Origin of the sequence: Microbacterium galbinum, from assembly GCF_023091225.1 — a bacterium.
In the GTDB taxonomy this organism is placed as follows: domain Bacteria; phylum Actinomycetota; class Actinomycetes; order Actinomycetales; family Microbacteriaceae; genus Microbacterium; species Microbacterium galbinum.
The window spans coordinates 2,288,841-2,315,812 of sequence record NZ_JAHWXM010000001.1 but is presented as its reverse complement, the minus strand read 5'-3'; the positions used below and the strand labels follow the sequence as shown (position 1 = coordinate 2,315,812).

General features: G+C 69.2%; 27 protein-coding genes and 1 pseudogene. 9 read left to right on the top strand and 19 right to left on the bottom strand.

Going from position 1 to position 26,972, the window contains the following annotated elements:
• Window positions 1–545, top strand: a pseudogene (locus tag KZC52_RS11035) (hypothetical protein); the annotation flags it as partial.
• Between the two features lie 372 nt (window positions 546–917).
• Entirely contained in the window at window positions 918–1,406 is a 489-nt protein-coding gene (locus tag KZC52_RS11030; protein ID WP_247624088.1) for a hypothetical protein, read from the top strand.
• Between the two features lie 233 nt (window positions 1,407–1,639).
• On the opposite strand, the gene rplI is transcribed toward KZC52_RS11030, so the two are convergent.
• The 4 genes from rplI to rpsF form a co-directional block, all read right to left on the bottom strand.
• Window positions 1,640–2,092 carry a 50S ribosomal protein L9 gene (gene rplI / locus KZC52_RS11025; RefSeq protein WP_247624087.1) on the bottom strand — a complete coding sequence of 151 codons (453 nt, stop codon included), beginning with the start codon at window positions 2,090–2,092 and terminating at the stop codon, window positions 1,640–1,642.
• Between the two features lie 11 nt (window positions 2,093–2,103).
• Complete coding sequence (gene rpsR, locus KZC52_RS11020; protein WP_017829850.1) at window positions 2,104–2,358, bottom strand: 30S ribosomal protein S18; 255 nt, start codon at window positions 2,356–2,358, stop codon at window positions 2,104–2,106.
• A gap of 75 nt (window positions 2,359–2,433) precedes the next feature.
• The gene (locus KZC52_RS11015) at window positions 2,434–2,940 is read right to left on the bottom strand and encodes a single-stranded DNA-binding protein (protein ID WP_050723584.1); all 507 of its coding nucleotides are present in this window, start codon (window positions 2,938–2,940) and stop codon (window positions 2,434–2,436) included.
• A gap of 5 nt (window positions 2,941–2,945) precedes the next feature.
• Window positions 2,946–3,314 carry a 30S ribosomal protein S6 gene (rpsF, locus tag KZC52_RS11010; protein WP_029264265.1) on the bottom strand — a complete coding sequence of 123 codons (369 nt, stop codon included), beginning with the start codon at window positions 3,312–3,314 and terminating at the stop codon, window positions 2,946–2,948.
• Window positions 3,315–3,516: 202 nt separating this feature from the next.
• Here rpsF and KZC52_RS11005 point away from each other — a divergent pair, with 202 nt between their 5' ends.
• Window positions 3,517–4,227, top strand: coding sequence for a hypothetical protein (locus KZC52_RS11005; RefSeq protein ID WP_247624086.1), 711 nt, complete (start codon window positions 3,517–3,519; stop codon window positions 4,225–4,227).
• A 57-nt stretch (window positions 4,228–4,284) separates the two neighbouring features.
• On the opposite strand, the gene KZC52_RS11000 is transcribed toward KZC52_RS11005, so the two are convergent.
• From KZC52_RS11000 to KZC52_RS10980, 5 genes are read right to left on the bottom strand one after another with little or no spacing between them, the layout of a single operon-like run.
• Entirely contained in the window at window positions 4,285–5,124 is an 840-nt protein-coding gene (locus tag KZC52_RS11000) for an ABC transporter ATP-binding protein (protein ID WP_247624085.1), read from the bottom strand.
• Complete coding sequence (locus KZC52_RS10995; protein WP_247624084.1) at window positions 5,117–5,905, bottom strand: ABC transporter ATP-binding protein; 789 nt, start codon at window positions 5,903–5,905, stop codon at window positions 5,117–5,119. Before KZC52_RS10995 ends, KZC52_RS11000 begins: the two co-directional genes overlap by 8 nt.
• Complete coding sequence (locus KZC52_RS10990) at window positions 5,902–6,810, bottom strand: ABC transporter permease (RefSeq protein WP_247624083.1); 909 nt, start codon at window positions 6,808–6,810, stop codon at window positions 5,902–5,904. Before KZC52_RS10990 ends, KZC52_RS10995 begins: the two co-directional genes overlap by 4 nt.
• Entirely contained in the window at window positions 6,807–7,868 is a 1,062-nt protein-coding gene (locus KZC52_RS10985) for an ABC transporter permease (protein WP_247624082.1), read from the bottom strand. The genes KZC52_RS10990 and KZC52_RS10985 overlap by 4 nt, the downstream gene beginning before the upstream one ends.
• 14 nt (window positions 7,869–7,882) lie before the next feature.
• The gene (locus tag KZC52_RS10980; protein ID WP_247624081.1) at window positions 7,883–9,466 is read right to left on the bottom strand and encodes an ABC transporter substrate-binding protein; all 1,584 of its coding nucleotides are present in this window, start codon (window positions 9,464–9,466) and stop codon (window positions 7,883–7,885) included.
• A gap of 152 nt (window positions 9,467–9,618) precedes the next feature.
• On the opposite strand from KZC52_RS10980, the gene KZC52_RS10970 reads away from it, so the two are divergent.
• Window positions 9,619–10,206, top strand: coding sequence for an Lrp/AsnC family transcriptional regulator (locus tag KZC52_RS10970; RefSeq protein ID WP_281731253.1), 588 nt, complete (start codon window positions 9,619–9,621; stop codon window positions 10,204–10,206).
• Between the two features lie 5 nt (window positions 10,207–10,211).
• Here KZC52_RS10970 and KZC52_RS10965 read toward each other — a convergent pair whose 3' ends face one another.
• Window positions 10,212–10,568 (bottom strand): avidin-fold protein, encoded by a 357-nt coding sequence (locus KZC52_RS10965; RefSeq protein ID WP_247624080.1) that lies wholly within the window; start codon window positions 10,566–10,568, stop codon window positions 10,212–10,214.
• 47 nt (window positions 10,569–10,615) lie between these two features.
• Between KZC52_RS10965 and KZC52_RS10960 the strand changes: the two genes are divergently transcribed.
• The 3 genes from KZC52_RS10960 (at window position 10,616) to KZC52_RS10950 (ending at window position 13,663) form a co-directional block, all read left to right on the top strand.
• Window positions 10,616–11,590, top strand: a complete 975-nt coding sequence (locus KZC52_RS10960; protein ID WP_247624079.1) for a hypothetical protein — start codon at window positions 10,616–10,618, stop codon at window positions 11,588–11,590.
• A complete protein-coding gene (locus KZC52_RS10955; protein ID WP_247624078.1) occupies window positions 11,587–12,714 on the top strand; it encodes a DUF3137 domain-containing protein in 1,128 nt (375 codons plus the stop codon). The genes KZC52_RS10960 and KZC52_RS10955 overlap by 4 nt, the downstream gene beginning before the upstream one ends.
• 307 nt (window positions 12,715–13,021) lie before the next feature.
• Window positions 13,022–13,663: a Pr6Pr family membrane protein gene (locus KZC52_RS10950; protein ID WP_247624077.1), complete on the top strand. Its 642-nt coding sequence runs from the start codon at window positions 13,022–13,024 to the stop codon at window positions 13,661–13,663.
• A 93-nt stretch (window positions 13,664–13,756) separates the two neighbouring features.
• Here KZC52_RS10950 and KZC52_RS10945 read toward each other — a convergent pair whose 3' ends face one another.
• The 5 genes from KZC52_RS10945 to KZC52_RS10925 form a co-directional block, all read right to left on the bottom strand.
• A complete protein-coding gene (locus KZC52_RS10945) occupies window positions 13,757–14,146 on the bottom strand; it encodes a DUF779 domain-containing protein (protein WP_247624076.1) in 390 nt (129 codons plus the stop codon).
• Window positions 14,146–15,696, bottom strand: coding sequence for an acetaldehyde dehydrogenase ExaC (gene exaC, locus KZC52_RS10940; protein WP_247624075.1), 1,551 nt, complete (start codon window positions 15,694–15,696; stop codon window positions 14,146–14,148). The genes KZC52_RS10945 and exaC overlap by 1 nt, the downstream gene beginning before the upstream one ends.
• 108 nt (window positions 15,697–15,804) lie before the next feature.
• On the bottom strand, window positions 15,805–17,127 hold the full coding sequence (locus KZC52_RS10935) for a GAF domain-containing protein (RefSeq protein ID WP_247624074.1): 1,323 nt from the start codon (window positions 17,125–17,127) through the stop codon (window positions 15,805–15,807).
• Window positions 17,128–17,271: 144 nt separating this feature from the next.
• Window positions 17,272–18,699, bottom strand: a complete 1,428-nt coding sequence (locus KZC52_RS10930; RefSeq protein WP_247624073.1) for a CCA tRNA nucleotidyltransferase — start codon at window positions 18,697–18,699, stop codon at window positions 17,272–17,274.
• Window positions 18,700–18,734: 35 nt separating this feature from the next.
• Complete coding sequence (locus KZC52_RS10925; RefSeq protein ID WP_247624072.1) at window positions 18,735–19,028, bottom strand: hypothetical protein; 294 nt, start codon at window positions 19,026–19,028, stop codon at window positions 18,735–18,737.
• A 73-nt stretch (window positions 19,029–19,101) separates the two neighbouring features.
• Between KZC52_RS10925 and KZC52_RS10920 the strand changes: the two genes are divergently transcribed.
• Together KZC52_RS10920 and KZC52_RS10915 are read left to right on the top strand one after the other, a co-directional pair.
• Window positions 19,102–20,898, top strand: a complete 1,797-nt coding sequence (locus KZC52_RS10920) for an alkaline phosphatase family protein (RefSeq protein ID WP_247624071.1) — start codon at window positions 19,102–19,104, stop codon at window positions 20,896–20,898.
• A gap of 21 nt (window positions 20,899–20,919) precedes the next feature.
• Entirely contained in the window at window positions 20,920–21,396 is a 477-nt protein-coding gene (locus tag KZC52_RS10915; RefSeq protein WP_247624070.1) for an ASCH domain-containing protein, read from the top strand.
• Window positions 21,397–21,489: 93 nt separating this feature from the next.
• Here KZC52_RS10915 and KZC52_RS10910 read toward each other — a convergent pair whose 3' ends face one another.
• The 4 genes from KZC52_RS10910 to KZC52_RS10895 form a co-directional block, all read right to left on the bottom strand.
• Window positions 21,490–23,502 (bottom strand): MSCRAMM family protein, encoded by a 2,013-nt coding sequence (locus tag KZC52_RS10910; protein WP_247624069.1) that lies wholly within the window; start codon window positions 23,500–23,502, stop codon window positions 21,490–21,492.
• Between the two features lie 59 nt (window positions 23,503–23,561).
• Window positions 23,562–24,212 carry a dihydrofolate reductase family protein gene (locus KZC52_RS10905; RefSeq protein WP_247624068.1) on the bottom strand — a complete coding sequence of 217 codons (651 nt, stop codon included), beginning with the start codon at window positions 24,210–24,212 and terminating at the stop codon, window positions 23,562–23,564.
• A 154-nt stretch (window positions 24,213–24,366) separates the two neighbouring features.
• On the bottom strand, window positions 24,367–25,425 hold the full coding sequence (locus KZC52_RS10900) for an LLM class flavin-dependent oxidoreductase (RefSeq protein ID WP_247624067.1): 1,059 nt from the start codon (window positions 25,423–25,425) through the stop codon (window positions 24,367–24,369).
• Between the two features lie 29 nt (window positions 25,426–25,454).
• A complete protein-coding gene (locus KZC52_RS10895) occupies window positions 25,455–26,936 on the bottom strand; it encodes a DUF7059 domain-containing protein (RefSeq protein WP_247624749.1) in 1,482 nt (493 codons plus the stop codon).
• Window positions 26,937–26,972: the final 36 nt, after the last annotated feature.

The following is a 26,972-nucleotide window of genomic DNA, read 5'->3' as shown; positions in this document are numbered from 1 at the left end:
CCCCCGTCACCGCACCCATCGACGTCACCGGCAACGCCATCTCCCTCACCGGAGACAGCGACGTCAGCGGCACCACCGGCAACGGCACCGGCACCACCCCGGGCGCCCCCACCACCGGCAGCACCACCACCGGTGACGACGGCATCCTCGGCGGCACGCAGATCGGCCTTCCGATCACGCTGCCGGTGACGATCGGCGACAACGCGATCTCGGTGATCGGTGACAGCACGGTGACGACGCCGACCGGCACGGACCCGGGAACCGATCCTGGGACCGACCCCGGCACGGACCCGGGGACGGACCCCGGCACGGATCCTGGCACCGACCCCGGCACGGATCCGGGAACCGACCCCGGTGTGACGCCGGGTACGGACGCCGGAGTCGGACCGAGCTCGGGCGGCACGATGGCCGCGGGCATGGCGACCTCGTCCGGAGGAGCTGACGCCCTCGCCACCACGGGTGGCGCAGCGTCGCTCGCCCCGGTGTTCGTCGCCGTTCTCCTGCTCCTGACGGGAGCGGGCCTGCTGCGCCGCCGCACGGCGTAACGCGGACCCCGGTTGTCCGGCGCCCTGGAGGGAGGAGGCGCCGTACCACCGGCGCGCCGCGTCGCCGAGGGAGCGACGAGTTACCCCCGGGTCCCCAGCCCGGCGTCGACCTCCGACGCGGCTGCAAGGGCGGATGCCCCGTGCCCCCAGCGCGGGGCATCCGTCGCGCCCGTTCACAACTCCGGGAACGGACCAGGCATCGAAGCTCGCGGGCGCGTATCGACCGCATCCGATCGAAATCTCCGGAGTTGTGAACCGTGACGGCCCCCACCCACCCGACGGTTCGCTCGGAACCATCTCCGCGCGCCATAGACTCCAGGCGGAAGACGTCTCCGCGACGGTTGCGGACAGGAATGGGGCAGGTGGTGAACGATGGTGGACGACCGGCACATTCGCCGCGGCACCCTGCGCGGGGCGCGCACCTTCACCGTCCCGACCGACGCCGTGCCGGTGGTCCTTCGCGCACTGGACCGCGCGATTCCCGCCGCGCATTTCCGCGCTCGCTCGGTCGACACGGCGACGGGTGCAGTGCGCTACTACCGACGGGGATCTCTCGCAGCCGATGTGCTGTTCGGAGGGACCGGACTCTCGCTCGTCACGCGCCGCATCGGACCGCTATCCGCGCTCGGTGTGGTCGTGGTCTGGGCGGGCGAGCAGGATGCCGCCACGACTCGGGTCATCGTCTCGCTCGTGCGCGGACACGAGGTGGGAGCGGAGTTCGTCTCGGCGGTCGACGAGGCCGTCGGCGCGCTGCAGCATCTCGGTCTGCTCCTCGGTGACGGGGGATGGTCGCGGGCGGTGGACGTCGACCCGGACCTGCCCGTGCACCCGTCCCGCGCCGCCGAGCTCGGCCTCCGTTGACGGAACCGACCCTTCACGGCTCCTCGCGCACGTGCACTAACTCAGGAAATCCCTCACCGAACTCCCCCGAATCAGCCCGAAACCAGCCCCAGACCCGCGCTTTTCCTGAGTTAGTGCACACCCCACCCACACCCACACCCACACCCACACCCCAGAAACGCCGAACGCCCCCTGTCCCGAAGGACAGAGGGCGTTCGCACTTCGACGGGCTCAGTGACCCAGCGAAGACGGAATTACTTCGCGGCGACGACCTGCAGCGTGATGACTGCGGTCACGTCGTCGTGCAGACGAACCGTGGCCTCGTGGTCACCGGTCGACTTGATCGGCGAGGTGATGTGCACCTTGCGCTTGTCGATCGAGCCGAGGCCCGCAGCGGCGACGGCGTCTGCGACGTGCTCGGTCTTGACCGAGCCGAAGAGACGACCAGCGGCGCCGGCCTTGACGGCCAGACGGACCTTGGTGCCCTCGAGGGCGTTCTTCAGTGCGACAGCGTCGTCACGATCGTGGATCGCGCGTGCCTGACGCGCGGCCTGGATCGATGCGACCTGCTTTTCGCCACCACGGGTCCACGCCGTAGCGAAGCCCTGGGGGATGAGGTAGTTACGGGCGTACCCGTTCTTGACCTCGACCACGTCACCGGCACTACCCAGCCCGGCGACCTCGTTCGTGAGAATCAGCTTTGCCATCTCGATACCCCTTACCGGCCGGCGCCAGCGTAGGGCAGGAGCGCCATTTCGCGCGCGTTCTTGATCGCCGTGGCGATCAGACGCTGCTCCTGCACCGAGACACCGGTGATACGACGGGCACGGATCTTGCCGCGCTCCGAGACGAACTTGCGAAGGGTGGCGACATCCTTGTAATCGATGACTCCGACCCGGATCGACTTCGCGGGAGCGGTGGGCTTGCCACCCTTCCGCGGCTTGCGGCGGTCGCCGCTCGACTTTCCAGCCATGGTTTTTCCTTAGTTATGAGCGGCCCTTCGACAAGCTCAGGGACCCACGCGGGTCACGAGCTCAGGGCCAGAGAATTAGAACGGGGTGTCGTCGCCGAAGCTGCCCGGAGTGCTCCAGGCATCGGCGCTGGTCGACGAGCCGGGGGTAGACCACGGCTCCTCCGACACCTGCTGCTGCTGTGCGGGGCGAGACTGTCCTCCGCCGCCACCGCCGTTCGAGGCCGCACGGGTGACCTGCGCGGTCGCGTAACGGAGCGAGGGGCCGATCTCGTCGACCTCCAGCTCGATCGCGGTGCGCTGGTTGCCCTCGCGGTCCTGGTAGGAGCGCTGACGCAGACGGCCCTGCGCGATGACGCGCATGCCCTTCGTCAGTGAACCTGCCACGTGCTCGGCGAACTCACGCCAGACGGATGCGCGGAGGAACAGCGCTTCGCCGTCCTTCCACTCATTCGCGGCACGGTCGAAGTTCCGAGGCGTCGATGCGATGGTGAAGTTCGCCACCGGCAGCCCGTTCTGCGTGTAACGCAGTTCGGGGTCGGCCGTGAGGTTTCCCACAACGGTGATGACGGTTTCGCCGGCCATGGGACTTAGGCCTTCGCAGCCTTGGCGGCCTTGCGAGCAGCCTTCTCTTCGGAGCGCTTGGCTTCCGAAGCGACCATCGCCTGAGCCTCTTCCGAGCGGAGGACCTTGGTGCGCATGATCTGCTCGTTCAGCTTGAGCTGACGGTCGAGCTCCTGCGTGGCCTCGCTGGTAGCGGTGAAGTTGACGACGGCGTAGATGCCCTCGTTCTTCTTCTGGATCTCGTAGGCCAGACGGCGCTTACCCCAGATGTCGACCTTGTCAATCGAGCCACCATCGTTGGTGATGACCTTCAGGAACTTGTCGAGCGTAGGTGCGACCTGGCGCTCGTCGATCTCGGGGGTCAGAATGACCATGAGTTCGTACTGGTGCGTCACTTACCCACCTCCTTCGGACTAGAACGGCTTCCGAGGATTTCTCGAAAGCAGGAGGGTGTGTGAACGTGCCTGCCAGAAGGCAGACAACCTGCACAGTCTAGCGGACGCAACCCTGAGCTTCCACCGCGCGTGACGCTCGCTCTTTGGCATGCTTGTCTGCGGTGGCCGGTGACCGTCATCGGCCACGTGAAGGGGGGACGCCATGCGCGTCAACATGTGGAAGGCCGGAGCCGTCGTCGCCGCCGCGATCCTGCTGGCAGGATGCTCGGCACCGAGCGGGAATGGCAACGAGAGCAAGCCCAGCAGCTCAAGCAGCTCCTCGTCGTCGGAGGAGACGTCGACGGCATCCGACTGCCCCGAGCTGAAGGAGGGCGAGACGATCGACATCGCCGACCTCAGCACCTGCTCGGCTGACCGGATGAAGGAATCCGCCGGTTATGCGGCCACGTCGACCACCATGGGAATGGTCTCGACCGCGCGCTACGACTCGGCCAACGACGCCACCGAGGTCATCTCCGACATGGGCTCGATGATCATCATCGGCGACGACACCTGGGTGAAGAGCCCGACCAGCGAATGGCAGGCCGCTGACCCGAACGCCAGCGACCCCGTGATCGCTGCGCTCAGCACGGCCGCGCAGAACGCCGCGTCGCTCGATCCCGCCACGGCGGCCGCCGCTCTCTCGGGCGAGTTCACCGTGACCGGCACCGGCGAGCGCCTCGGCCAGAAGGTCTACCTCGTCACGGGCACCGCTGAGACGCAGGGAGTCGAGGTCGACGCGACCTTCGAGGTCACCGCGGACTACATCATGCTCGCGACCTCGACGAAGACCGAGGTGCAGGGTCAGGCGATCGAGTCGGTCCTCGAGATCACCGACTGGGACGTGAAGCAGGACATCGTCGCCCCGATCTGATCGGCGACGCGGAAGGGCCCGGCATCCGTGGTGGATGCCGGGCCCTTCTGCGTCGCGTCAGTTCAGGACGGGTGGGATCTCCGACCACACCTCGCGGTCCTCGGTGGACGGGGCGTCGGGGATGCGGCCGGCCCCGTCGGGCTCGGGGATCGCCGCGAGCAGCGCCTGGGTGTACGGATGCTGGGGCGCGGCCCAGAGCCGATCGGTCGGCCCCGACTCGAGCACGCGCCCGGAGTACATGACGAACGTGCGGTCGGCGATGCGTCGCACGACGGCGAGGTCGTGCGAGATGAAGAGCATCCCCGCGCCGGACTCCGCCACGAGGTCGCGCATGAGGCCGGCGACGCTGGTCTGGGTCGACGCGTCGAGGGCCGAGATCGGCTCGTCGGCGACGAGCAGCGAGGGCCGGGCGGCGAGCGCCCGGGCGATCGCGATGCGCTGCTTCTGCCCGCCCGAGAACTGGTGCGGGAAGCGCGAGGCGACCGAGGTCGGCAGGCCGACGCGCTCGAGCCATTCCTCGACGGTGGATCCGGCGGCACCGCGCGCTCGGGCGGTGGCGATGCCGTCGGAGATCTGGTCGCCCACCCGCCGGCGCGGGTTGAGCGAGGTCGACGGGTCTTGGAAGACCATCTGGATGCCGGTGAGGGCGATCGAGCGTCGACGGATGCCGAGGGGCGAGACCGGTGCACCGTTGAACAGCACCGTCCCTCCCGCGGTCTTCTCGATGCCGACGACGGCGCGAGCGAAGCTCGACTTGCCGCTGCCGGACTCGCCCACGAGGGCGACGGTCTCGCCCGCGGCGACGGTCATCGACACCCCGTTCACGGCGATCACGGGCGGGTTGCCCGGGTAGCGCACGACCATGTCCTGGGCGTCGAGGACGGAGACCTCACTCATCAGCGTCCTCCTCGATGCGGGAACCGGGCAGTGCGGCGAGCAGCATCCGCGTGTACTCGTGCTGCGGGTCGCGGAACAGCGTCTCGCGATCGGCCTTCTCGACGATCAGGCCGTCCTTCATGACGGCGACCTCGTCGGCGATCGCGCTCATCACGCCGAGGTCGTGCGTCACGAGCAGCACGGCGAGCCGGCGCTCGATCGCGAGGTCGCGCAGCAGCTGCAGGATGCCGGCCTGCACCGTGACGTCGAGCGCGGTGGTCGGCTCGTCGGCGAGCAGCACGTCGGGGTCGCAGGCCAGGGCGCACGCGATCGCGATGCGCTGGCGCTGACCTCCCGAGAACTGGTGCGGGTAGCGCTTCAGCGCCTCGGCGGGGTTCGGCACCTGCACGGTCCGCAGCAGTTCGACGGCCTTCTCGCGGGCCGCCGCACCGCGGAGACCGAGGTGCACGCGCATGTGGTCGGTGAGCTGGCGGCCGACGGGCAGCTGCGGGTGCAGCGATGCCGAGGGGTCCTGGAACACCATCGCGATGCGCTTGCCGCGCACGCGGTTCATCGCCCGACGCGTGAGCCCGACGAGCTCCTCGCCCGCGAGGGTGATCGATCCGCCGGTCTTCGCCTGTCGCGGCAGCAGTCCGAGCACGGCGAGCGAGGTGAGGGTCTTACCCGAGCCGGATTCGCCGGCGAGACCGTGGATGCGGCCCGCCTCGAGGTCGAGCGAGACCCCCTTCACGAGCGGGCGGCCGATGTCGATCGTCAGATCGCGGATGCTCAGCGCGGTCATGCGGGCACCCCCGCGGCATCCGTCTTCTCGGCCTGCTTCTCGTGCGTCACTTCGGCCGTCGGGTCGAGGATGTCGCGCATCGCGTCACCGAGGAAGTTGAACGCCAGCACGACCGTGAGGATCGCGAGACCCGGGAAGACCCCGAGCCACCAGGCGTCGAAGTTCTGCATGGCCGACGAGATCATCGAACCCCATTCCGCCGTGGGCGGCTGCGCGCCGAGGCCGAGGAACGACAACCCCGACAGCAGCAGGATGGCGGCACCGATGTCGAGCGTCGCGAGCACCAGCACGGGACCGGCGATGTTGGGCAGGATGTCGACGAACAGCGTGCGCAGCGGCGAGTGGCCGAGCAGGCGTCCGGCGATGACGTAGTTCTGCCCGCGGAGGCCGAGCACGATGCTGCGGGTCACACGCGAGTACTGCGGCCACGAGACGACGATGGCCGCGATCACCGCGTTGAACAGCGACGGTCCGAGGGAGGCCGCGACCACCATCGCGAGGATCACCGTCGGGAACGCCATGAAGAGGTCGGTGATGCGCATGAGCGTCTCGTCGACCCAGCCCCCGAAGTATCCGGCGAGCGCACCGATGAGGGTGCCGATGATCATGGCGGCGACGACGAGCATGAGCGCGAGCGGCAGGCTCACGGTCGCACCCGTCATGAGGCGCGAGAAGATGTCGCGGCCGTTGCCGTCGGTGCCGAGCAGGGTTTCGACCCCGGGCTCCTGCAGGCGCGGGAAGATCTGCGCGTTGGGGCCGTAGGGCACCCACCACTGCGCGGTGAAGGCGACGATCACCCAGGCACCGGCGATGACGGTGCCGATGATGCCGAGGGGCGTGCGCCAGGCGCGCGGCCAACGGAAGCGGAACCGCCAGGGCCCGGATGCGACGTCGATGCGGCTCATGCGATCCTCACTCTCGGGTCGAGGACGCCGTAGAGCATGTCGACGACGAAGTTGATGAGGAGATAGATGAACCCGACGACGAGGCCGACGCCCATGATGCCGGGCAGGTCGAGGTTCGCGGCGGAGTTGTACGCGTAGGTGCCCAGGCCCGGCCACGCGAACACCGACTCGACGAGCACGGTGCCCGAGAGCAGGGTTCCGAACGCGACGCCGACGACGGTGAGGATCGGGAGGGATGCTCCTCGCAGCACGTAGTCGAGGATGACGCGCATCGCGGGGAGGCCCTTGGCGCGGGCGGCGCGCACGTAGTCACTGCCCAGCACCTCGAGCACCGAGGTGCGGATGAAGCGGGTGAGCAGGCCGATGGTGACGAGCGACAGCACCATGACCGGCAGGGCGAGGTGGGCGAGGGCGTCGAAGTAGCCGACGGCGTCGCCGTTGAGCAGGTAGTCGACCGTGTAAAGACCCGTCACGCGCGGCGGCGGGGTGATCGACGGCGAGATGCGGCCCGACCCGGGGGCGATGCGCAGCTCGAGGAAGAAGACGTAGAAGCTGACCAGAGCGAGCCAGAAGGTCGGCACGCTGAGGCCGACGAGCGTGACGACGCGGATGACCTGGTCGGTCACGAGTCCGCGACGGTACGCGGCGAGCGTGCCGAGCACGATGCTGACGACCAGACTCAGGATGATCGCGCCGATGGCGATCTCGATCGTCGCCGGCACGGCGGTGGAGAGGTCGCTGGTGACCGCACGGCCGGTCACCAGCGACGTCCCGAGGTCCCCGCGGAGCAGGTTCCCCATATAGATGAAGTACTGCACGATCAACGGCTGATCGAGTCCGTGCTCCCGGATGAACGCCTCTCGCGTCGCCGGGTTCTGCGATGCGCCCTCACCGAGCGCGGCCGAGACCGGGTCTCCCGGCACCAGGTTGGTGAGCAGGAACGTGACGATCGTCACGCCCACCAACAGGAGCAGGGAGGTGCCGGCCCGCCGCAGCAGGTATCCGATCAGGGGAGACCGACGCCTGCGCGCCTGTCTCTGCACCGCCACCGTTGTCATGCGTCGTTATCCGTTCAGCCGGCCGGGGTGATCTCGGCGATGTCCATCTCCCACACCGAGTTGTACACGGCGCCCGAGACGGCGGATGCCGAGGCGATGTTGCGACCCGGAACGATGAGCGGCACGAACGGGCCCTCGGCCTGCATGGCCTCGGCGAACTCGGTGAACAGGGCGGTGCGCTCGTCGGCATCCGTCGCACTGGCCGCGTTCGCGGCGATCTCGGCGATCTCGGGGTTCGCCTCGGCTGCCCAGCCGGCACGGAGGCCGACCTTCAGGCCCGGGCCGAACGGCAGGAAGTTCGCGGAGTCCGCGTAGTCCGGACCCCAGAACCACAGGCCGAAGCCCTCGGTGCCGTTGACGTAGGCGTCGAGCTCGGTGGCGAACGGCGCCGGGGCGAGCTCCACCGCGATGCCGGCATCCTCGAGCTGCGCCTGGATGCGCTCGGCGAGCGGGGTGAACTCCACGCCGCCGACCGGGTAGTCGTTCGGGAACTGCAGCTTCAGGGTCTGGCCCGTGTAGCCGGCCTCGGCGAGAGCGGCCTTCGCCGCGTCGAGGTCCTGCGAGACGCCGCCGTCGAGCGAGCCCTCGAATCCGGGCGGGATGACGCCGGTCGCCTGCACCGCGCCGGCACCGGCCAGTTCGAGCAGCGCGTCGTAGTCGAGCGCGTAGCGGATCGCCTCGGCGATCTTGACGTTCGCGAGGTCGCCTCCCGCCTCGCCCTGGTTGAGCAGCAGGAAGATCGTCTGGCCCGAGGGCACGGAGTCGACCGTGAGGTCATCGCCGAGGCCCGCGACCTGGTCGCCGTTCAGGTCCATCGCGACCATCGAGTCGCCGCCCTTGAGGTTGGCGAGCTGCGTGGCGCTCTCCGAGACGTTGCGCACGACGACGCGGTCGTAGGCCGACTCCTCGTCGCCGTTGTACTCGTCGTTCTTGGTGAGCACGACCTGCGACGAGAGGTCGAGGGTGTCGAGCACGAACGGACCGGAGCCCGCCGACTCGCCGTCGAGGAAGCTCTGCGCGCTGTCGGAGCCGTCGGTCGCGCCGCCGTTCTCGATCACGACGTCGGAGTTGACGATGCCGAGCGCCGGGTTCGCGAGGATCGCGGGCAGCTGCAGCAGCGGGGTCTCGGACGTGAAGGTGATCGTCTTGTCGTCGACCTCGGTGATCGTGATGCCGGCGAGCAGGAAGTTGGGCTTGGCGTCCTCCATGCCCTGGATGCGCTGCAGCGAGAAGACGACGTCCTTCGCCTCGATCGGGGTGCCGTCGGAGAAGACGCGGTCGCCCTCGAGCGTGAACGTGAACTCGGTCGCGGTGTCGTTCTGCTCCCAGGAGGCGAGTCCGGGAACCGGGGTCGAGACGTCGGAGCCCTCGAAGTCGACGAGGGTCTCGTAGATCGCCTTGGCGATCATGTTGCCGGTCGGGTCGTAGGTGTGACCCGGGTCGGTCGTCTCGATCGAGAACGCGGTGTCGATGACCAGCGAGCCGGAGCCCGACGAGTCATCGCCGTTGTTGGCGGAGTTTCCTCCCGAGCAACCGGCGAGCGCGAGGAGCGCGACCGCTCCGAACGCGAGCGCAGGCAGAGTGCGGCGTGACGACATGTGAGCCTCCAAGGGCGAGGAGTACATTCGGGTGTCGGCCGCCACTGGTGTGGACGACCGTGGATCAGATTCGCATCATATGCGACGATGTGTCCAGCAAGTGTCGGGATGACCGACACGGTCTGTCCAGATCATCAACCGTGGGGAGCAATATGTCCAGCAAGGATGCTGAAGCATCGAAGCATTCTGGACGAAGTGCCACCGGGTTGGACGAGATCGCATACAAGATTCTCGAAGTGCTCCGTGATAACGGTCGCATCTCGATCGCCGCACTCGCCGACAGGGTGGGGATATCCCGCGCCAGCGCTTATTCGCGAGTCGAATCATTGGTGAGCGACGGCGTGATCACCGGGTTCAGCGCCCGGGTCGATCAGGCCAAGGCGGGTCTCTCCATCGGCGCCCTCGTCTTCGTCACGGTGCTGCCGCAGGCCTGGGCGTCGTTCCGTGATCGCGTGAGCGAGATGCCCGACGTCGAGTGGTGCGCGATCACGACCGGCGAGCACGATGCCATGCTGCTCATCCGCGCCGTCGACGTCAGCGGCGTGCACGAGTTCTCGACCGGGGTCATCGCGCAGCTGCCCGAGGTGCGCACCGTCGTCAGCGTCGTGGTGCTCGACGAGGTCATCCGTCGGCCCTACCTGCTGCCCTCCGACATCCCCGAGCGTCACGCCGAGATCCCCCTCGGCATGACGCGCTGGACGCCGGCATCCCCCGGGCGCGACGCGCTACCGCCCCGCTGACCCGGTCAGGCGGGGATCTCCTCGCACACGCTCAGCTGCGGCAGGCCGTGCATCTCGTAGTGCTCGACGAGGCGGATGAGTCCGTCGTCGGTGAGCTCGAGCTCGCTCTCCCCGTCGCCCGTGACGACCTGGCCGTCGGCCACGAGCACGTGCACGAACGACACCCAGATCGTGTCGGCGGTGCGGGTCCCCACGAACTTGCCGAAGGTCACCGTGTCGCCGGTGTACCCGCCCCAGATCGCACCGTCCTTCTCGAAATACTCGAAGATGCTCGGAGCCTCGGGGTCGACCGCCGAGGTCGTGGACGAGATCATCCGGAAGCGGCGGCCATCGAGCGAGGGAAGGGTTGCAGTCGCAGTCACCCTTCGATTATGGCGGGCGCATCACACCTCCCGGGTACCGTGGTCGCATGGAGTGGATCGCGAACCCGACCGTCGGCGACTGGCTGCGGGCGCGGCTCGACACTCGCACGGGAACCATGCACGCCGCGGTCCCGCACGGGTTCGAGGCCTATGCGCGCGTGTTCCATCGGGGCTTCACCCGGTCACTCCCCGGTCGGGCGGTCCCCGCTCCCGAGGAGTGGGAACGGATGCCGAACGCCGAGCGCGAGCGCCTGCAGGGCGAGTTCGTCGACGCCGAGGTCACCTGGGCCGAGACCGCTGCGGCGTTCGGCACGACGATGCATGCGCTCGCGCAGTGGCATCGCCTCGTGCGCACTCCGATGGCCGGCGACTGGCGCACGCGCATCGCCCCGGACGGCCGCGAGTTCGACGCCCCGACCGAGGGCGAGCTCGATCCGTCGCTCCTGCCCGTGGTGGCCGACGTGCTCGCCGCGCACACCTCGACGCCGGATGCCGGGTTCGCAGCGCTCTGGGAGGGGTGGGGCAACCTCGTGGGCCACCTCGGCATGCCCGCGAATCCGGGCCTGTTCGGTCCGTCCGGAGGCGACGACCCGCACCACCAGGCGATGCTCGGACGCAGCACGCACGATCCGTTCAACAACGTCTTCCGCAAGCCGACCTGGCAGGAGGGTCTGCTGCCCCGCGAGGTCTCCGAAGGACCGCGGCTGGAGTTGCCCGACCGTGCCCACGTGCTCTTCTCCGCCGGGCCGCGCGCGTTCGCCGACCCGGACTGGGTGCTCGACGCGCCGTGGCGCGACCGCCCGTCCGAACAGGACGGCTTCCCCGCCTACGCGCAGAGTCCGAATCTGATCTGGCCCGAGGACCGGGCCTGGGTGATGGTCACCGAGATCGACGCCGACTCGACCGTCATCGCCGGGTCCGGCGACCTCATCCGCGCGCTGTGCACCGACGACCGCATCGAGGCCCTCCCGCTGGGTGAGGGTTCTGCGCTGACCTGGGATTCCGACGAGGTGAATCGATGAGTTCGCCGCAGCATCCGGCATCCGCCTTCGACGCCCGCGCACTGACCGGCCCGGTCGATCCGCGGGCGGTCGGGGCGTTCACGGCCGACCTCAAGGCACGACGCGCTCCGGCGTCCGCCGGCACGATCGCCGGAACGGTGATCGGCGTCATCGCGCTCGGATTCGCCGCTCTCGTGGGCGTCGTCGTGCTCGGCGGAGTCGTCACCAGCACCCTGCGCACGGGAGGGTCGACGGGCGCCTCGATCTTCGCCGTGCTCCTGGTGCTCGCCCTGGGCGCCGCCGCCGTGATCACGTTCTTCACGGTGCGCGCCAACCGCATCCGCCGCTATCGGATCGGCATGTTCGCTCAGGCGAACGGCATGAGCTACACCGAGCGCATCGCGAACCCGCCGCTGCCGGGCATGATCTTCAGCCTCGGCTCGGGGCGGCTGGCGACCGACCTGGTGCGCGGAACGCAGCCGCGGTTCGTCGAGTTCGGCAACTACCAGTACACGGTCAAGCACGGCAAGAGCTCGACCACGTACCGCTGGGGCTACATCGCCGTGAAACTCGACGTGCCGCTGCCGAACATCGTGCTCGACGCGCTCGGCAACAACGGTTTCGGCTCGAACCTGCCGGCGTCGTTCCAGCGCGCGCAGCGCCTGTCGCTCGAGGGAGACTTCGACCGGCACTTCACGCTGTACTGCCCCGAGGGGTATGAGCAGGACGCCCTCTACCTCTTCACGCCCGACATCATGGCGCGGTTCATCGACCATGCCGCCCAGCTCGATGTCGAGATCGTCGACGACTGGATGTTCCTCTACACGAGGCGCCAGGCGTCGACGCTCGACCCGGCGACGTGGGCCTGGTTGTTCGGCGTCGTCGGTGCGCTGATGACGAAGTTCGACCAGTGGGCGCGCTGGCGCGACGACCGCCTGCGTGCGCAGCATCGGCAGATATCGGATGCCGTCGCGCCGGGTGCCGCGGCATCCGCACCCCTGCCGTTCGCGCCGCCGGCCGGGCTGCTCACTCCCCCACCGGGCGTCGCCCCGCAGGGCCGACGACTGAAGCGCCGGGTGACGTGGATCCCGCTCGTCATCGTGATCCTCATCGGCGTCGCGTACGCGTTCATGTCGATGCGCTGACCCGGTTCGGCGGACGCCGGTATCGAGTGTGGGGGTGGGTGCCGTTCTGGGGACCAGCGCCCACCCCATCCCCCCTCGGGATCAGAAGAAGTTCGACTCTCCCTCTGCAGACGGCCTTTGCCGTCAACGCCTTCGCCTGCTGGGGACAAGCGGTATATCGGCGCTTGTGAAAATGGTATGCCGGGCCACGTTGCATTTCGTTGCACAGTTATTCAGTCTTCACGAACAGTCGGTCGCGTCCGCGCTCCACGCGGTTCCTGAGCGAGCGCAGCGAGACGAAGGGCCCACCCTCACTAGGGTGAACGTCATGCCCGACGCACCCGCACCCGTCCCCTCGCGCGCCGTCGGCCTCACCCGAATCGTCGTCGGGCTCTCCGTCATCACCGTGCTCGTCCACACCTATCTGCTGGGCATCAGCGCCGGGCGCACGAGCCTGATCGACTACTTCGGATACTTCACGAACCTCACGAGCCTGCTCACGAGCGCCCTGCTCCTCGCGTCCGGAGCGCTCGCGCTGCGCGGTCGACGGCATCCGCTCTGGTTGTCGTACGCGCGCGGAGTCGCCGTCACCTGCATGCTGCTCGTGGCCGTGATCTACAACCTGATCGTGCCGGGCACCGGATCGGCGCCGGCGTGGGTGAGCGCGGTGCTGCACGCCGTCTTCCCGCTGCTCGTCGCGCTCGACTGGCTGCTGATCCGCGACCGCCCGTCGCTGGCCTGGCGACACCTCTGGGTCGTCACGGTTTACCCGCTCGTGTGGATCGTCGTCGTGCTCATCCGCGGCGCGACCGACGGCTGGGTGCCGTACGGATTCCTCCTGCCGTCGCACGGCCCCGCCGTGCTCGCGGCGCATGTCGCCGGGCTCCTCGCCGCCCTGCTCGCCCTCGGCGCACTGGTCTGGCTCGCGAGTCGCTTCCGTCTCGTCCGTCGCAAGAGCCCGGGGCCCTGAGCCTGTCGAAGGCCCTTCGTCTCGCTTCGCTCGCTCAGGAACCGGTTCCTGAGCGAGGAGCGCAGCGACGAGACTAAGGGACGTCCGCGAACCTCACGCCAACCCGAAGTACTCCAGCTCGGCGTCGTCGAGCATCCGCGACCGGATCAGGAACCGCATCCCGGTCGGCCCCTCCACCGAGAACCCCGCACCGCGCCCCGGCACGACGTCGATGGTGAGGTGCGTGTACTTCCAGTACTCGAACTGCGACTCCGACATGAAGACCTCGACCTCTGCGTCCAGCCCGACGTCGAGACTCCCGAGCTGCACGTCGCCCGGCCCGGTGAGGAACATCCCCACCGGGTAGCACATGGGCGACGAGCCGTCGCAGCATCCGCCCGACTGATGGAACATGAGCGGGCCGTGCTGCGCCGTGAGGTCGCGGATGAGGGATGCCGCAGCATCCGTCACCGCGACCCGCTGGTAGGTGCCGATGTCGACCATCAGAAGAAGCCCATCGGGCCCTCCGCGTACGAGACGAGGAGGTTCTTCGTCTGCTGGTAGTGGTCGAGCATCATCTTGTGGTTCTCGCGACCGACGCCCGACTGCTTGTACCCGCCGAACGCGGCGTGCGCCGGGTACTGGTGGTAGGTGTTGGTCCACACGCGCCCGGCCTCGATCGCCCGACCCGCGCGGTAGGCGGTGTCGCCGCTGCGGCTCCACACCCCCGCGCCCAGCCCGTAGAGGGTGTCGTTGGCGATGTCGATCGCGTTGTCGAAGTCGTCGAACGAGGTGACCGACAGCACCGGGCCGAAGATCTCCTCCTGGAAGATGCGCATGTCGTTGGTGCCCTCGAACACGGTCGGCGCGACGTAGTAGCCCTCGCTGAGATCGCCGCCGAGGTCGACCCGCTCGCCGCCCGTGAGCAGCCGCGCACCGCCCTGCTTTCCGATGTCGATGTAGCTCAGGATCTTCTCGAGCTGGTCGTTGGATGCCTGGGCACCGATCATCGTCGCGGGATCGAGCGGATTGCCCTGTATGACCTTCCCGACCCTCTCGAGCCCGTCGGCGAGGAATCCGTCGTAGATCGATCGCTGGATGAGCGCCCGCGACGGGCAGGTGCAGACCTCGCCCTGGTTGAGCGCGAACATCGTGAAGCCTTCGAGTGCCTTGTCGTAGAACGGGTCGCTGGTCGAGCGCGCGACGTCTTCGAAGAACACGTTCGGGCTCTTGCCCCCGAGCTCGAGCGTCACCGGGATGAGGTTCTGCGAGGCGTACTGCATGATGAGCCGGCCGGTCGTCGTCTCGCCCGTGAAAGCGACCTTGCGGATGCGCTTGTGTTGCGCGAGCGGGGCGCCGGCCTCGATGCCGAAGCCGTTGACGATGTTCACGACGCCCGCGGGCAGCAGGTCGCCGATGATCTCGAACAGGAACAGGAGGGATGCCGGTGTCTGCTCGGCCGGCTTGATGACGACGCAGTTGCCCGCGGCGAGCGCCGGGGCCAGCTTCCAGACGGCCATCAGGATCGGGAAGTTCCACGGGATGATCTGCCCGACCACACCCAGCGGTTCGTGGAAGTGGTACGCGACGGTGTTCTCGTCGAGCTGGCTGATGCCGCCCTCCTGCGCCCGCAGCACACCCGCGAAGTAGCGGAAGTGGTCGACCGCGAGCGGGATGTCGGCGGCGAGCGTCTCGCGCACCGGCTTGCCGTTCTCCCACGTCTCGGCGACGGCGATGCGCTCGAGGTTCTGCTCGATGCGGTCGGCGATCCTGTTCAGGATGACCGAGCGCTCGGCGGGACTCGTCTTGCCCCAGGAGGCGAAGGCCTTCCAGGCGACGTCGACCGCGCGGTCGATGTCTTCACTCGTGCCCCGGGCGACCTCGGTGAACGGCTTGCCGTTGACGGGGCTGACATTCTCGAAGTACTGGCCCTTCGCGGGTTCGACGAACTCGCCTCCGATGTAATGGCCGTAGCGGGGGCGGTAGTCGGCCAGGGATCCCGGCTGACCCGGGGCGGCGTAGGCAGTGGACACGTCTTCTTCGACGATGGTCATCGTGACTCCTCGGGCTGGGCCGCGCCTCGGTGCGCGGCTGTCCTCCGAAGGTAGGTCGCGCGACGTTGCACCCGGGTGCGCAACGTTGCGCCCGGTTGCGGATGCTCCTCAGGCCTGCGCGCGCTCGAGTCGCTCGATCCGGGCGACCAGTCCGGGCCGCTTCGGCGAGCGTGCCGGCAGCATCTCGAGCGCGAGGCGCAGCGCCTCGGCATCCGACTGCCCCTCGGGGATCTCGGCGTACGAGAGCAGCACGTCGAGGCTCGCCTCCGACAGCATCGCCTCCCGCAGCGCCGCCCGCACCGTCTCACGGAACTCCTCGACCCCGGGCGAGGCCGACTCGGGCAGCACCGGACCCCGGTAGGCGGTGAGCGCGACCCGGTGCGCGCCGCGGTCGAGCAGCGACATCACGTCCTGTGCGTCGGTGTCGAGGGTCACGGGCAAACGGTACGGTCTCGACTCGGGCACCAGCTCCGGCATCCGCTGCTCGAGCACCTTGCGCAGCCGCACCATCTCGGGGCGCAGCGTGTCGGGCGAGACGTCGGCGCCGTAGACGAGCTCGGTGAGGCGCTCGGCCGACAGCCCCTGCCGGTGGACGGCGAGCATCAGCAGGATGGCCGCGTGGCGGGCGTTGAGCTCGATGACCGATTCCTCATGATCGGATGCCGTCTCGAGCCGCGCCCTGTCGCGCCCGAGCACGTGCAGGGTCGCGCGCGCCGCGGCGCGGGTGCGCGTCGGCGCAGGGTGCACCCGGGGCGCCACCTCGGCCCGGGCGCGCAGGCGGGTGATCAGCAGTTCGGACTCGACGGCACGGGCGGTTGCATCCACGAGCAGTCGCGCCTGCGGGGTCACGACCTCCGAACCACCCGTGATGTCGATCACTCCGAGCACGCGCTGCGTCTCGGGGTCGCGCACCGGTGCCGCCGTGCACGACCACGGGTGCACCAGGCGGTTGTAGTGCTCGGCGCCGCGGATCTGCACCGGCTGTCCGAGGGCGAGCGCGGTGCCCGGGGCGGTCGTGCCGACGGCATCCTCCGCCCAGTTCGCGCCCGCGACGAAACCCATGTCGTCGGTGAGGCTCTGCAGCTGGCGGTCTCCCTCGATCCACAGCAGTCGACCGGCCTGGTCGCCGATCGCGATCACCACTCCCGCGTCTTCCGGAGTGCCCGGCAGCAGCAGGCCGCGGATCGTGTCCATGACGGCGGCGAGCGGGTGCGCACGCCGATACTCCTCGAGCTCGTCGAGGCCGAGTTCGAGCGCGGGCGGGCTCTCGGGGCCGACGCGTCCGCGCCACGACCGCTCCCACGACGCCCGCACGAGCGGGCGCACCTGCTGCAGGCGCTGGTCATCGAGGTTGCCGGCGAGCAGCTCTTCGTGCGCACGCTCGATGATCAGGCGAGAGGCCTCAGGCGAAGACTGCCACTGCGACGGCACAGGGACTCCGTTCCTCGGGGGTGGAGCGTGCTCCCAGTGTAGGAGCCGAGGTCGCCCGTGGGAACCCTCCCACGGGTGATCGAGGAGGTTCTGCCGCGAGGCGAAAGACCGTCCGCCGCCGCCACCACCGCCCGCCTCGGCGGCTCAGGCGCGCGCCGCCCACCAGGCGCGCAGACGCTCCTCGGCGACCTCCGGACCGAGCACGCCCTCGTCGAGGCGCAGGTCGAGCAGGAACTTGTAGGCCTCGCCGACCTCGCGACCGGGACGGATGCCGAGCACCTCCTGGATGCGATTGCCGTCGAGTTCCGGACGCATCGCGTCGAGCTGCTCCTGTTCGGCGAGCGCCGCGATGCGCGACTCGATGTCGTCGTACGCCGACGACAGTCGCGCCGCCTTGCGCTTGTTGCGCGTGGTCACATCCGCACGGGTGAGGATGTGCAGGCGTTCGAGCAGGGGGCCCGCATCGCGCACGTAACGGCGCACCGCGGCATCCGTCCAGGCGCCCTCGGCGTAGCCGAAGAACCTCAGGTGCAGCTCGATGAGGGTGGCGACGGCATCCGTCGTGGCGGTGTCGAACCGCAGGGCCTGCAGGCGCTTGCGCGCCATGCGGGCGCCGACGATGTCGTGGTGGTGGAACGTGACCGCTCCGCCGTCTTCGAGCTTGCGGGTGCGGGGCTTGCCGATGTCGTGCAGCAGAGCCGCGATGCGCAGCGCCACGTCGGGCTCGGCACCCGGATGCCGGGAGTGCTCGAGCGAGATCGCCTGGCGCAGCACCGTCAGGGAGTGCTCGTAGACGTCCTTGTGGTGGTGGTGCTCGTCGACCTCGAGCTTGAGGGCGCTCACCTCGGGCAGGAACTCATCGATCAGTCCGGTCTCGACGAGAGCGCGGATGCCGCGCACCGGGTCGTCGGTCTGCATGAGGCGCACGAGCTCGGACTGGATGCGCTCGGGGCTGACGATCTCGAGCGTCGCCCGCAGCCGCGTGATCGCGTCGGCGGTGTCGTCGTCGATGCGGAAGCCGAGCTGTGCGCTGAACCGGGCGGCCCGCAGCATGCGCAGCGGGTCGTCACTGAACGAGACGTCGGGGTCGGTCGGGGTGCGGAGCACTCCCGCGATGAGGTCTTCGACCCCGCCGGTCGGGTCGACGAGCTTCACCGAGGGCACCTGCAGCGCCATCGCGTTGACCGTGAAGTCTCGGCGCACCAGGTCGGCGTCGATCGTGTCGCCGAACTCGACGGTGGGCTTGCGCGTCACCCCGTCGTAGCTGTCGGCGCGGTAGGTCGTGATCTCGACCTGCTCCTTCTGCACGCGCGCACCGATCGTGCCGAACGCGCGGCCGATGTCCCACTGCGCGGTCGAGATCGGGGTGACGATGCGCAGGATGTCGTCGGGCCGAGCATCGGTCGTGAAGTCGAGGTCGTGGGTCGGACGCCCCAGCAGCGCATCGCGCACGGGACCGCCGACGACGGCCAGGTCGAACCCGGCATCCGCGAACGCCGTGGCGAGGGTGCGCACCACCGGATGCGCGGCGAGCGCGCCGAGACGGTCGAGGCCTTCGGCCATGTTGAGCATGGGTTCCAGCGTAGTCGGGCGGTGTGGTCGTGCCCTCAGAACAGCGGGTTCTCGCCCCGCGCCCGGTCGATCGCCTGCACCCGGCCCTGGATGAGGCGCAGCAGCATCATGCTCAGCACGCCGCCGCCGATCACGGCCACCGCGACGAGGAACCAGATGCCGACCTCGGGGTCGATGAGCTCGAACCCGTAGATGAGCACTGCTCCGAGAAGCAGGACCGGCCCCTCGATCAGCGCGAACGTGATGAAGAGGCGGGTCTGGCGCGAGAGGTAGTCCTTCTCGACGGCTCTGACCCGTGCATCGACAGAGGAGTCTCCCGCGTGGCTCATGCATCCACGGTACCGATGCGACGGGATGCGTTCCAGCATTCCGCCGCCGACGTCCCCGCCATAGGATCACCCCATGGCCGACGACAGCACCCCTCCCCCGGCATCCGATCCGGCATCCGACCGGAATCCCCACGCCGCCCGCACCCCGTCGCGGCGCGGGTTCCTCAAGATGGGTGGGGCCGCGTTCGCCGGCGCCGTCGTCGGCGGTGCGGCCGGAGCGGCCATCGGCGCATCCGTCGCCGCGCAGAATTCCCGTAACGGGTTCGCGTCCGAACCCGACCCCTTCGCCGCCCTCACCCCGCGCAGCGAACCCGGGTTCGACCACCTCGTCGTCGTCATGGGCGAGAACCGCTCCTTCGACAACCTGCTCGGCTACCTGTACTCGCAGCAGACGCTGCCGGCCGGCGAGACGTTCGAGGGGCTCGCGTTCGGGAAGCACAGCAACACGGCATCCGATGGCACCGTCGTCGACGCCCACGTGTACACCGGCGACACCGATCGCATCATGAGCCTGCCCGATCCCGACCCGGGCGAGGAATACCCGCACGTCAACACGCAGATCTTCGGCACGGTCGACCCGAAGGGAAACGCCGATCTGTTCGTCGACGAGATGACCGCCCCGTTCAACGCCCCGACGCACGGTGAGAAGGCCACGATGTCGGGGTTCCTCGAGGACTACATCATCAACTTCCGTCGCCTGCGCAAGGGCACGGAGCCGAAGCCCGAAGAGGCCGCGCGCATCATGGGCTCGTTCTCGCCCGAGATGCTGCCGGTGCTCTCGACCCTCGCGAGCGAGTTCGCGGTCTTCGACCACTGGTACGCCGGCGTGCCCTCGCAGACCTTCTGCAACCGCTCCTTCTTCCACGCGTCGACCTCGCACGGCTTCGTCACCAACCAGGCAGGCGGCGGCTACAAGAAGTGGCTCGATGCGCCCGCCGCCCCGACCGTCTTCAACCGGCTCGAAGAGAAGAAGCTGAGCTGGAAGATCTACATCGACAAGCTGCAGCTCGTCTCGTTCACCGGGATGCTGCATGCCGCCGTGCTCGAGAAGTACTGGCGCACCGACCACTTCGGCACCATGGAGGACTTCTACGCCGACACGAAGAACGGCACCCTCCCCGCCTACGCGTTCATCGAGCCGCGCATGGTCTACGACCACAACGACTTCCACCCGCCGTTCGGCTCGCCCCGCGAGAGCACGGTCGACGGAGAGCCGGTCTACGACAGTGCGATCTCCGACGTGCGCGCCGGCGACCGGCTCATCCACGACATCTACGAGGCCGTGCGCACGAGCGCCTCACCGAAGGGGTCGAACGCGGTCAACACCCTGCTGCTCATCACCTTCGATGAGCACGGCGGATGCTACGACCACGTGCCGCCGCCCGCCGCGACCAAGCCGACCGCCGACACCGGTGCCGGCGAGATGGGGTTCACCTTCGACCGCCTCGGATGCCGCGTTCCCGCGATCGCCGTGTCGGCGTACACGAAGCGCGGCACGATCGTGCACGACGAGATGCATCACGGCACCGTCACCGCCACTCTCTCGCGGCTCCACGGATTGAAGCCTCTCAACGACCGCGACGCCTCGGCGAACACGCTGTTCGAGGCCATCAACCTCGATCAGCCGCGGCATCCTTCGGACTGGCCCGTCACGACTCCCGCCTACACGCCGCCGAACCCCGAAGAGCTCGAGCCGAAGCCGGGAGACCCCTCCGGCATGAAGCCCCTCACACCGCCCGCGCGGGGACTCCTCGGACTGCTGCTGTCGCGCTACGGGAAGCCCGGAGAGCCCGACCCCGAGACGTTCGCCGATGCCTACCGTCTGCTGCACGAGCACGGCGAGGAGCTGTTCGGGCCGCCCGCCTCCTGATCGGATGCCTAGGCTGAGGTCATGATCACCGCCGACCCCACCGCCCTCGCCTCGTTCTGGGAAGAGGTGCGGTCGGAGCATCCGGAGCTTCCCACCGCCGTGCCCCTGGCCTGGGCCTTCGGCGCGACCCCCGCGCACGCGGATGACCTGCTGGCCCTGGTGCTCGAGGGCATCAAGACGGGGACCGCCTCGTCGGTCTGGGACTACGAAGCCGCAGGCGATCCACTCCCCGTCGAGGGCGAGCTGAGCATCATCCTCGACGGCACCGGAGCACCGCGCGCGGTGATCGAGACGACGAGCATCCGCATCGTCCCCTTCGACGAGGTCGAGGCCGCGCATGCCCACGCCGAGGGCGAGGGCGACCGCACGCTCGAGTACTGGCGCGCCGCGCACGAGCGGTACTGGCGCGCGCACTCCGAGAATCCGCGGGGTTTCGCGCCGGATATGCCGGTCGTGTGCGAGCTGTTCCGGCTGGTGCACCCGGCCGGGCGTCCATAACTCCGGAGAAAACTGCTTCAGCACTCCGAACACATCGAATCCGGCCTTGAACGCCCAAATTCTCAGGAGTTGTGAACGCGAAGAACGGATGCCTCACCCCTCGTCGCGACCGCGCGCCCGCCGACGCGACACGATGAGCAGCGTCGCACCGAGCAGCAGCACGACTGCTCCGCCGGCCGCCCACGCGAAGGTCTCGGGGCCGAGGCCCGTTCCGGGGAGGGTTCCGGTGCCCGCACCACCCGTGCCCGGCGCCGGCGGTACGACGGGCGTCGTCGGCGGGTCAGGATCGGGCGACGGGCTGGGCTCGACCACGACCGCGGCGAGCACGAAGTCCTGGGCGATGACGGTGCCGCCGCCCTGTGGCAGGAAACCGAACGAGCGGCGCGCGAAGTCGACCGCCTGCGTGCCCTCGGGCGGGACGACCGTCAGGACGTAGTCTCCCGGCGCGAGACCGCCGAGGCTGTAGGAGCCGTCTTCCGCCGACACGAGCTGCCGCGTTCCCCCCGGACCCTCGAGCGTGAGGGCGACCCCGGCGACCGGGGCACCCGATGCATCCCGCACGGTTCCCGAGAAGCTCCCCAGCAGCGCGAGCTCGAAGTTCACGTCGGTCAGCGACTCACTGCCGAGCTCGACCGTCGCGCTGGTGGGTCCGAGTGGCGCATAGCCGCTCGGCGGCGCGATCGTGACCGTGTAGTCACCCGGGGGAAGGCGCGGGATCGTGTACTCCCCGAGCGGGCGGGTCACGGTCGTCGCGACGATGTTCCCGTCGGGGTCGGTGACGGTCACCACCGCCCCGCTCACGCCGATACCCGTCGCCGGCGATGTGACGACGCCACTCAGATCGGCGTTCGTCAGCAGCACGAAGTCTTCTTCCGGCGGGATGGTGATCGGTTCCTCACTGTCCTCCGGCACCGAGATCGAGCGCGTGTCGGCGGCGGTCGAGAAGCCGCCCGGTGGGATGACGCGCACCACGTGGTCACCGACGGGCACGGTGTCGAAGAGGTACCGCCCGTCCGACTCCGTGATCGCGGTGAGCTCGGTCCCGTCGACGACCACGGTGACCCCGCCGACACCGTTGCCGCTCTCGTCGACCACCCGTCCGGAGACCGCGACCGGCACGATGTCGCGCACGACGAAGTCGACGCCGACGGCATCCGTCTCACTGAGGTCGACGGGTCGGGTCGAGGGGCCTTCCGCGATCTTTCCCTCGGGTGCGCTCACTCGCACGGTGTACCCGCCGCTGCCTTGGATGCCGGGGAAGGAATAGGTGCCATCGGCGCCGGTCGTCGTCGAGGCGACGACCCGACCGTTCGCATCGGTCAGTATGAGATCCACATCCGCTTGCGGTGCATCGGCGTCGTCGACGACGGTTCCGCTGACGTCGCGCGCGAGCGAGGCGAACCACGTCTGGTACACCGGCAGACCCGAGCGGCGGGTGAAGACGAAGCTCAGGGTCGTGATGGGAGCGGAGGGTTCGAACCAGGCCGCCGCACCCGAGGTGTCGACCGCACCGGCGTTGCCGGTCAGCGTGAGGGTCGTGTCGTCCCAGGTGGGCACATCGGTGGCCGATCCGGTGCATGACGGCTTGCCGACCACGCCGGGAGCGCAGTAGTTGAAGCCGCCGCGGAACCCGAGCTCGTCGGCGGTGAGCGCCTGTCCGTCGGGACCGGTGGCCTGGATGCGCACGGAGTCGGCGTCGATGTCGCCGAGCACGAAGGTCCAGCCTGCGGTGGGTGTCGGGTCGAGGAAGGAGTACGTCGTCGTCGACGATCCGGTGGGGGTGTCGGCCTGCGGGCGCAGGTTCAGATAGGGCTGGTCCCGGCTGGATCCGTACTTCGCGCCGACGGGGGTGCCCTGCGAGAGCCACGTCGATGCGCCCGAGATCACGCCGACCTGGCCGGAGCGCGAGGTACTGGTGACGATCGCGACCATGGACGGGTCGGGAGTGATCTGCACCGAGGTCGCATACGCACCGCTCGTGCCGGTCAGTGGCTGCCAGGTCGCCCACTGGGTCGTGGTCGCGGCCGACGCGGGGCTCGCGACCACCGCGACGGCAGCCACCAGGGCCAGGACTCCGATGACGATGCTGCTTCGCTTCGCGCGCATGGCGCCAGGCTACATCGGTATACCAGCGAGGCGAAGAAGAACTTCCGCCTGATCGGCGGTCAGTTCGCGCGCGAGAACGTCAGGTGCACGACCCCCGACTCGGCCGTCTCCGACGCGACGGAGTATCCGGACTCGAGTCCGCGCAGGTCGTCCCACAAGCGGATGCCGCTGCCGATGAGGATCGGGGTGATGCCGACGTGCAGCTCGTCGACGAGACCCGCGCGCAGGTATTCGCGCACGGTCGTCGCTCCGCCGCCCACCCGCACGTCTGCACCCTCCGCAGCCTCGACCGCGCGTCGCAACGCCTCTTCGGGCGCCGCGTCGATGAACTCGAACGACGTGCCGTTCGCGAACTCGATGCGCTCGCGCGGAGTGTGCGTGAGCACGAACACCGCCGCGTGGAAGGGCGGCTCGTCGCCCCACCAGCCGCGCCAGTCGGGGTCGTCGGGGTTCGCGTGCAGACCGAACATCCCGGCGCCCATGACCTCGGCGCCGATGTTCTCGAAATAGCGTGCGGCGTACTTCTCGTCGACCCCGGTCGTGCCCGCACCGCTCGTGTCGTGGAACACCCGCTCACGGAACGTGCGCGTCGCGGCATACGCCGCCGTGAGACGACCCCAGTCCTCGCCGAACGGGTTCTCCGGGGTCTGGTCGGTGGTCGTGGCGAAGCCGTCGAGAGAGATGTTGAGATCGACGCGAACGCGGGTCATGGGTTCTCCGATGTCCGAGGAGCGGATGCCGCGGCATCCGACACGGCGAACCCACTGTCGACCATCCCGCGCGCCGTGTCAACGGCCGGCCGGCCCCGGCGAACGCCCGCCCTCGAGACGCCGAACCGGGAACGGATGCCGCGCCCGCCGCGTCTCAGACGACGGGGTCGCCCTGCACCGGGCCCTCGGTGTTCGGCTTCCAGCCGAGCGCCGGCGCGACGTGCTTCGCGAACGACTCGAGCACGTGCAGGTTGTATGCGGGGCCGAGCTGGTTCGGGATCGTGAGCAGCAGGGTGTCGGCGGCCATGACGGCCGAGTCGTTCTTCAGCTGCTCGATGAGCACGTCGGGTTCGGCGGCGTAGGTCTTGCCGAAGGTCGACCGGTAACCGTCGATGATGCCGATCTGGTCGCCGCTGTCCTCGCTGCGCAGACCGAAGTACGCCCGGTCCATGTCGGTGATCAGCGGGAAGACGCTGCGGCTCACCGAGACGCGCGGCGAGCCGGTGTGACCGGCCTCCTTGTAGGCCGCACGGAACAGCGCGATCTGCTCGCTCTGGAGTTCGTGGAACGGCACGCCCGTGGCCTCGGTGAGCAGCGTCGAACTCATCATGTTGAGGCCCTTGCGCCCGGTTTCCTCGGCGGTGGCCCGCGATCCCGAGCCCCACCAGATGTGGTCGCGGAGCGTGGGCGACTGCGGCTCGATCTGCAGGTAGCGTCCGGCGCCGACCATCCGAGGGTCGCCCGGGGCGAGGCCCTCGCCGTCGATCGCGCGCAGGAAGAGGTCGAACTTCTCGCGGGCCATCACACCGCCGCGCTCGGGATCCTCCTCGTCGTGGAAGCCGAACGTCTCGTAGCCGCGCAGAGCCGTCTCGGGTGACCCACGGCTCACGCCGAGCGCGATGCGTCCGTCGGCGATCAGGTCGAGGGCGGCCGCCTCCTCGGCGAACTGGAACGGGTTCTCGTAGCGCATGTCGATCACGCCGGTGCCGACCTCGATGCGCTTCGTGCGCGCGGCCATCGCCGACAGCAGCGGCATGGGCGAGGCGGCCTGGCGGGCCCAGTGGTGCACGCGCACGTAGGCGCCGTTCACCCCGATCTCATCGGCGCCCTCGGCGATCTCGATGGTCTGCTTCAGCATGTCGCCCGCGGTGCGGGTCGCCGAACCCTGGACATCGGCGTAGTGACCGAACGAGAGGAATCCGAAAGCCTTCATGGTGTATTCGAACGCATGGATGCCGCGGGTTATTCCGCCGCGAGGAACCCGTCGATCAGCAGCGCCCGGATGCGCGGCTCCAGCTCGGCCCAGAGATCGGCGAGCGGAACGTCGAAGAGGTCGGCGAGGGCCGCGGCGATCTGCCCGACCGTCAGCTCGCCGTCGCAGGCGCCCACGAATGCGGCGAGCGCCGGGTCGACGTTCACCGTGCGTCCGAAGCCGCCGCCCTGACGCAGTTCGATCACGCTGGGGTCGTCGTTGCCGGGCAGCAGGTGCCGGGCCTCGGTGACATCGGATGCCGTGACGAGGGTCGCGGGAATTCCGCTCGCGAGCAGGTCGTGCGCCACGAGTCCGCGGCCCAGCGCCTCGCCCACACCCGACACGGCCTGGCCGACGTGCTCGCTGCGTCGGAGCACGGGGGCGTCTCCGCGACGGATGAGCACGTATCCGAAGCCGATCGCGGTCACCCCGCGTGCGGCGAAGTCGTCGAGCCAGGCGGTGAGCAGCGGCGTGAACTCCGCATCGCGCGGGGTGGTGCCGCCGTCGCGGATCCACAGCTCGGCGTAGGCGAGGGGCGAGAGCTCCTCCCGCTCGACGACCCAGAGGTCGAGGTCGCCCGGCACCCAGGCGTCCAACCGCGCCAGGCCCTTCACCCCGTCGCGCGACTCCCAGTTGCCGAGCAGCTGGGCGCTTCCGCCCGCGGTGAGGAAGGCGGGTGCGGTGCGCACGAACTGTTCGACGAGCGCGTCTCCGATGAGTCCGCCGTCGCGGTACTCGTACTCGGGCACGCCCTCGGTGCGCGGCGTGATGACGAAGGGCGGGTTCGAGACGATCAGGTCGAAAGCCTCCCCCGCGACGGGCTCGAACATGCTGCCCAGACGGAACTCGATGTTGCCGATCCCGTTCAGTCGTGCGTTGAGCTCGGCGTAGGCCAGGGCCCGAGAGGAGATGTCGGTCGCGACGACCCGTCCGGCACGGCGCGATACGAGCAGCGCCTGGATGCCGCATCCGGTGCCGAGGTCGAGCGCGCGCTCCACCTCGATCGGCACGACGATCTCGGCGAGGGTGCGCGAGGCGCCGCCCACTCCGAGCACGTGGTCGGCGGGCAGCGCGGTGCCGAGCGCGACCTCGTCGAGGTCGCTCGCGATCCACCACTCCCCGACCCCGTCCGCGTCGACGAACGACTGCGGGCGCAGGAGCGCGGTGGGCGTGACGACGGTGTCGGATGCCGTGGCGAGACCGAGAGCCGTCAGCCCGTCGACGCCGAGACGTGGAAGCGCCTCCTCGACGGAGCGTCGCGGCTGCGGCATCCCGAGCACGAAGAAGCGCCCCAGGGTCGCGAGAGTTCTCTCGTCACCCTCGATCGCGCGCAGGATGGGCTCGCGCATGCCGCGGGCCAGGGCGTCGTCGGCCTCTTCGCCCCACAGGCGGCGCAACGGTGCGGAGCGCAGGTCGGCGGCGTCGAGGTCGGCGGCGAGCGAAGCGCATCCGAGCGGGTCGGGAACGGGCATGGCAGAGGCGGACACGGCCGTCACTCTACGCGTCTT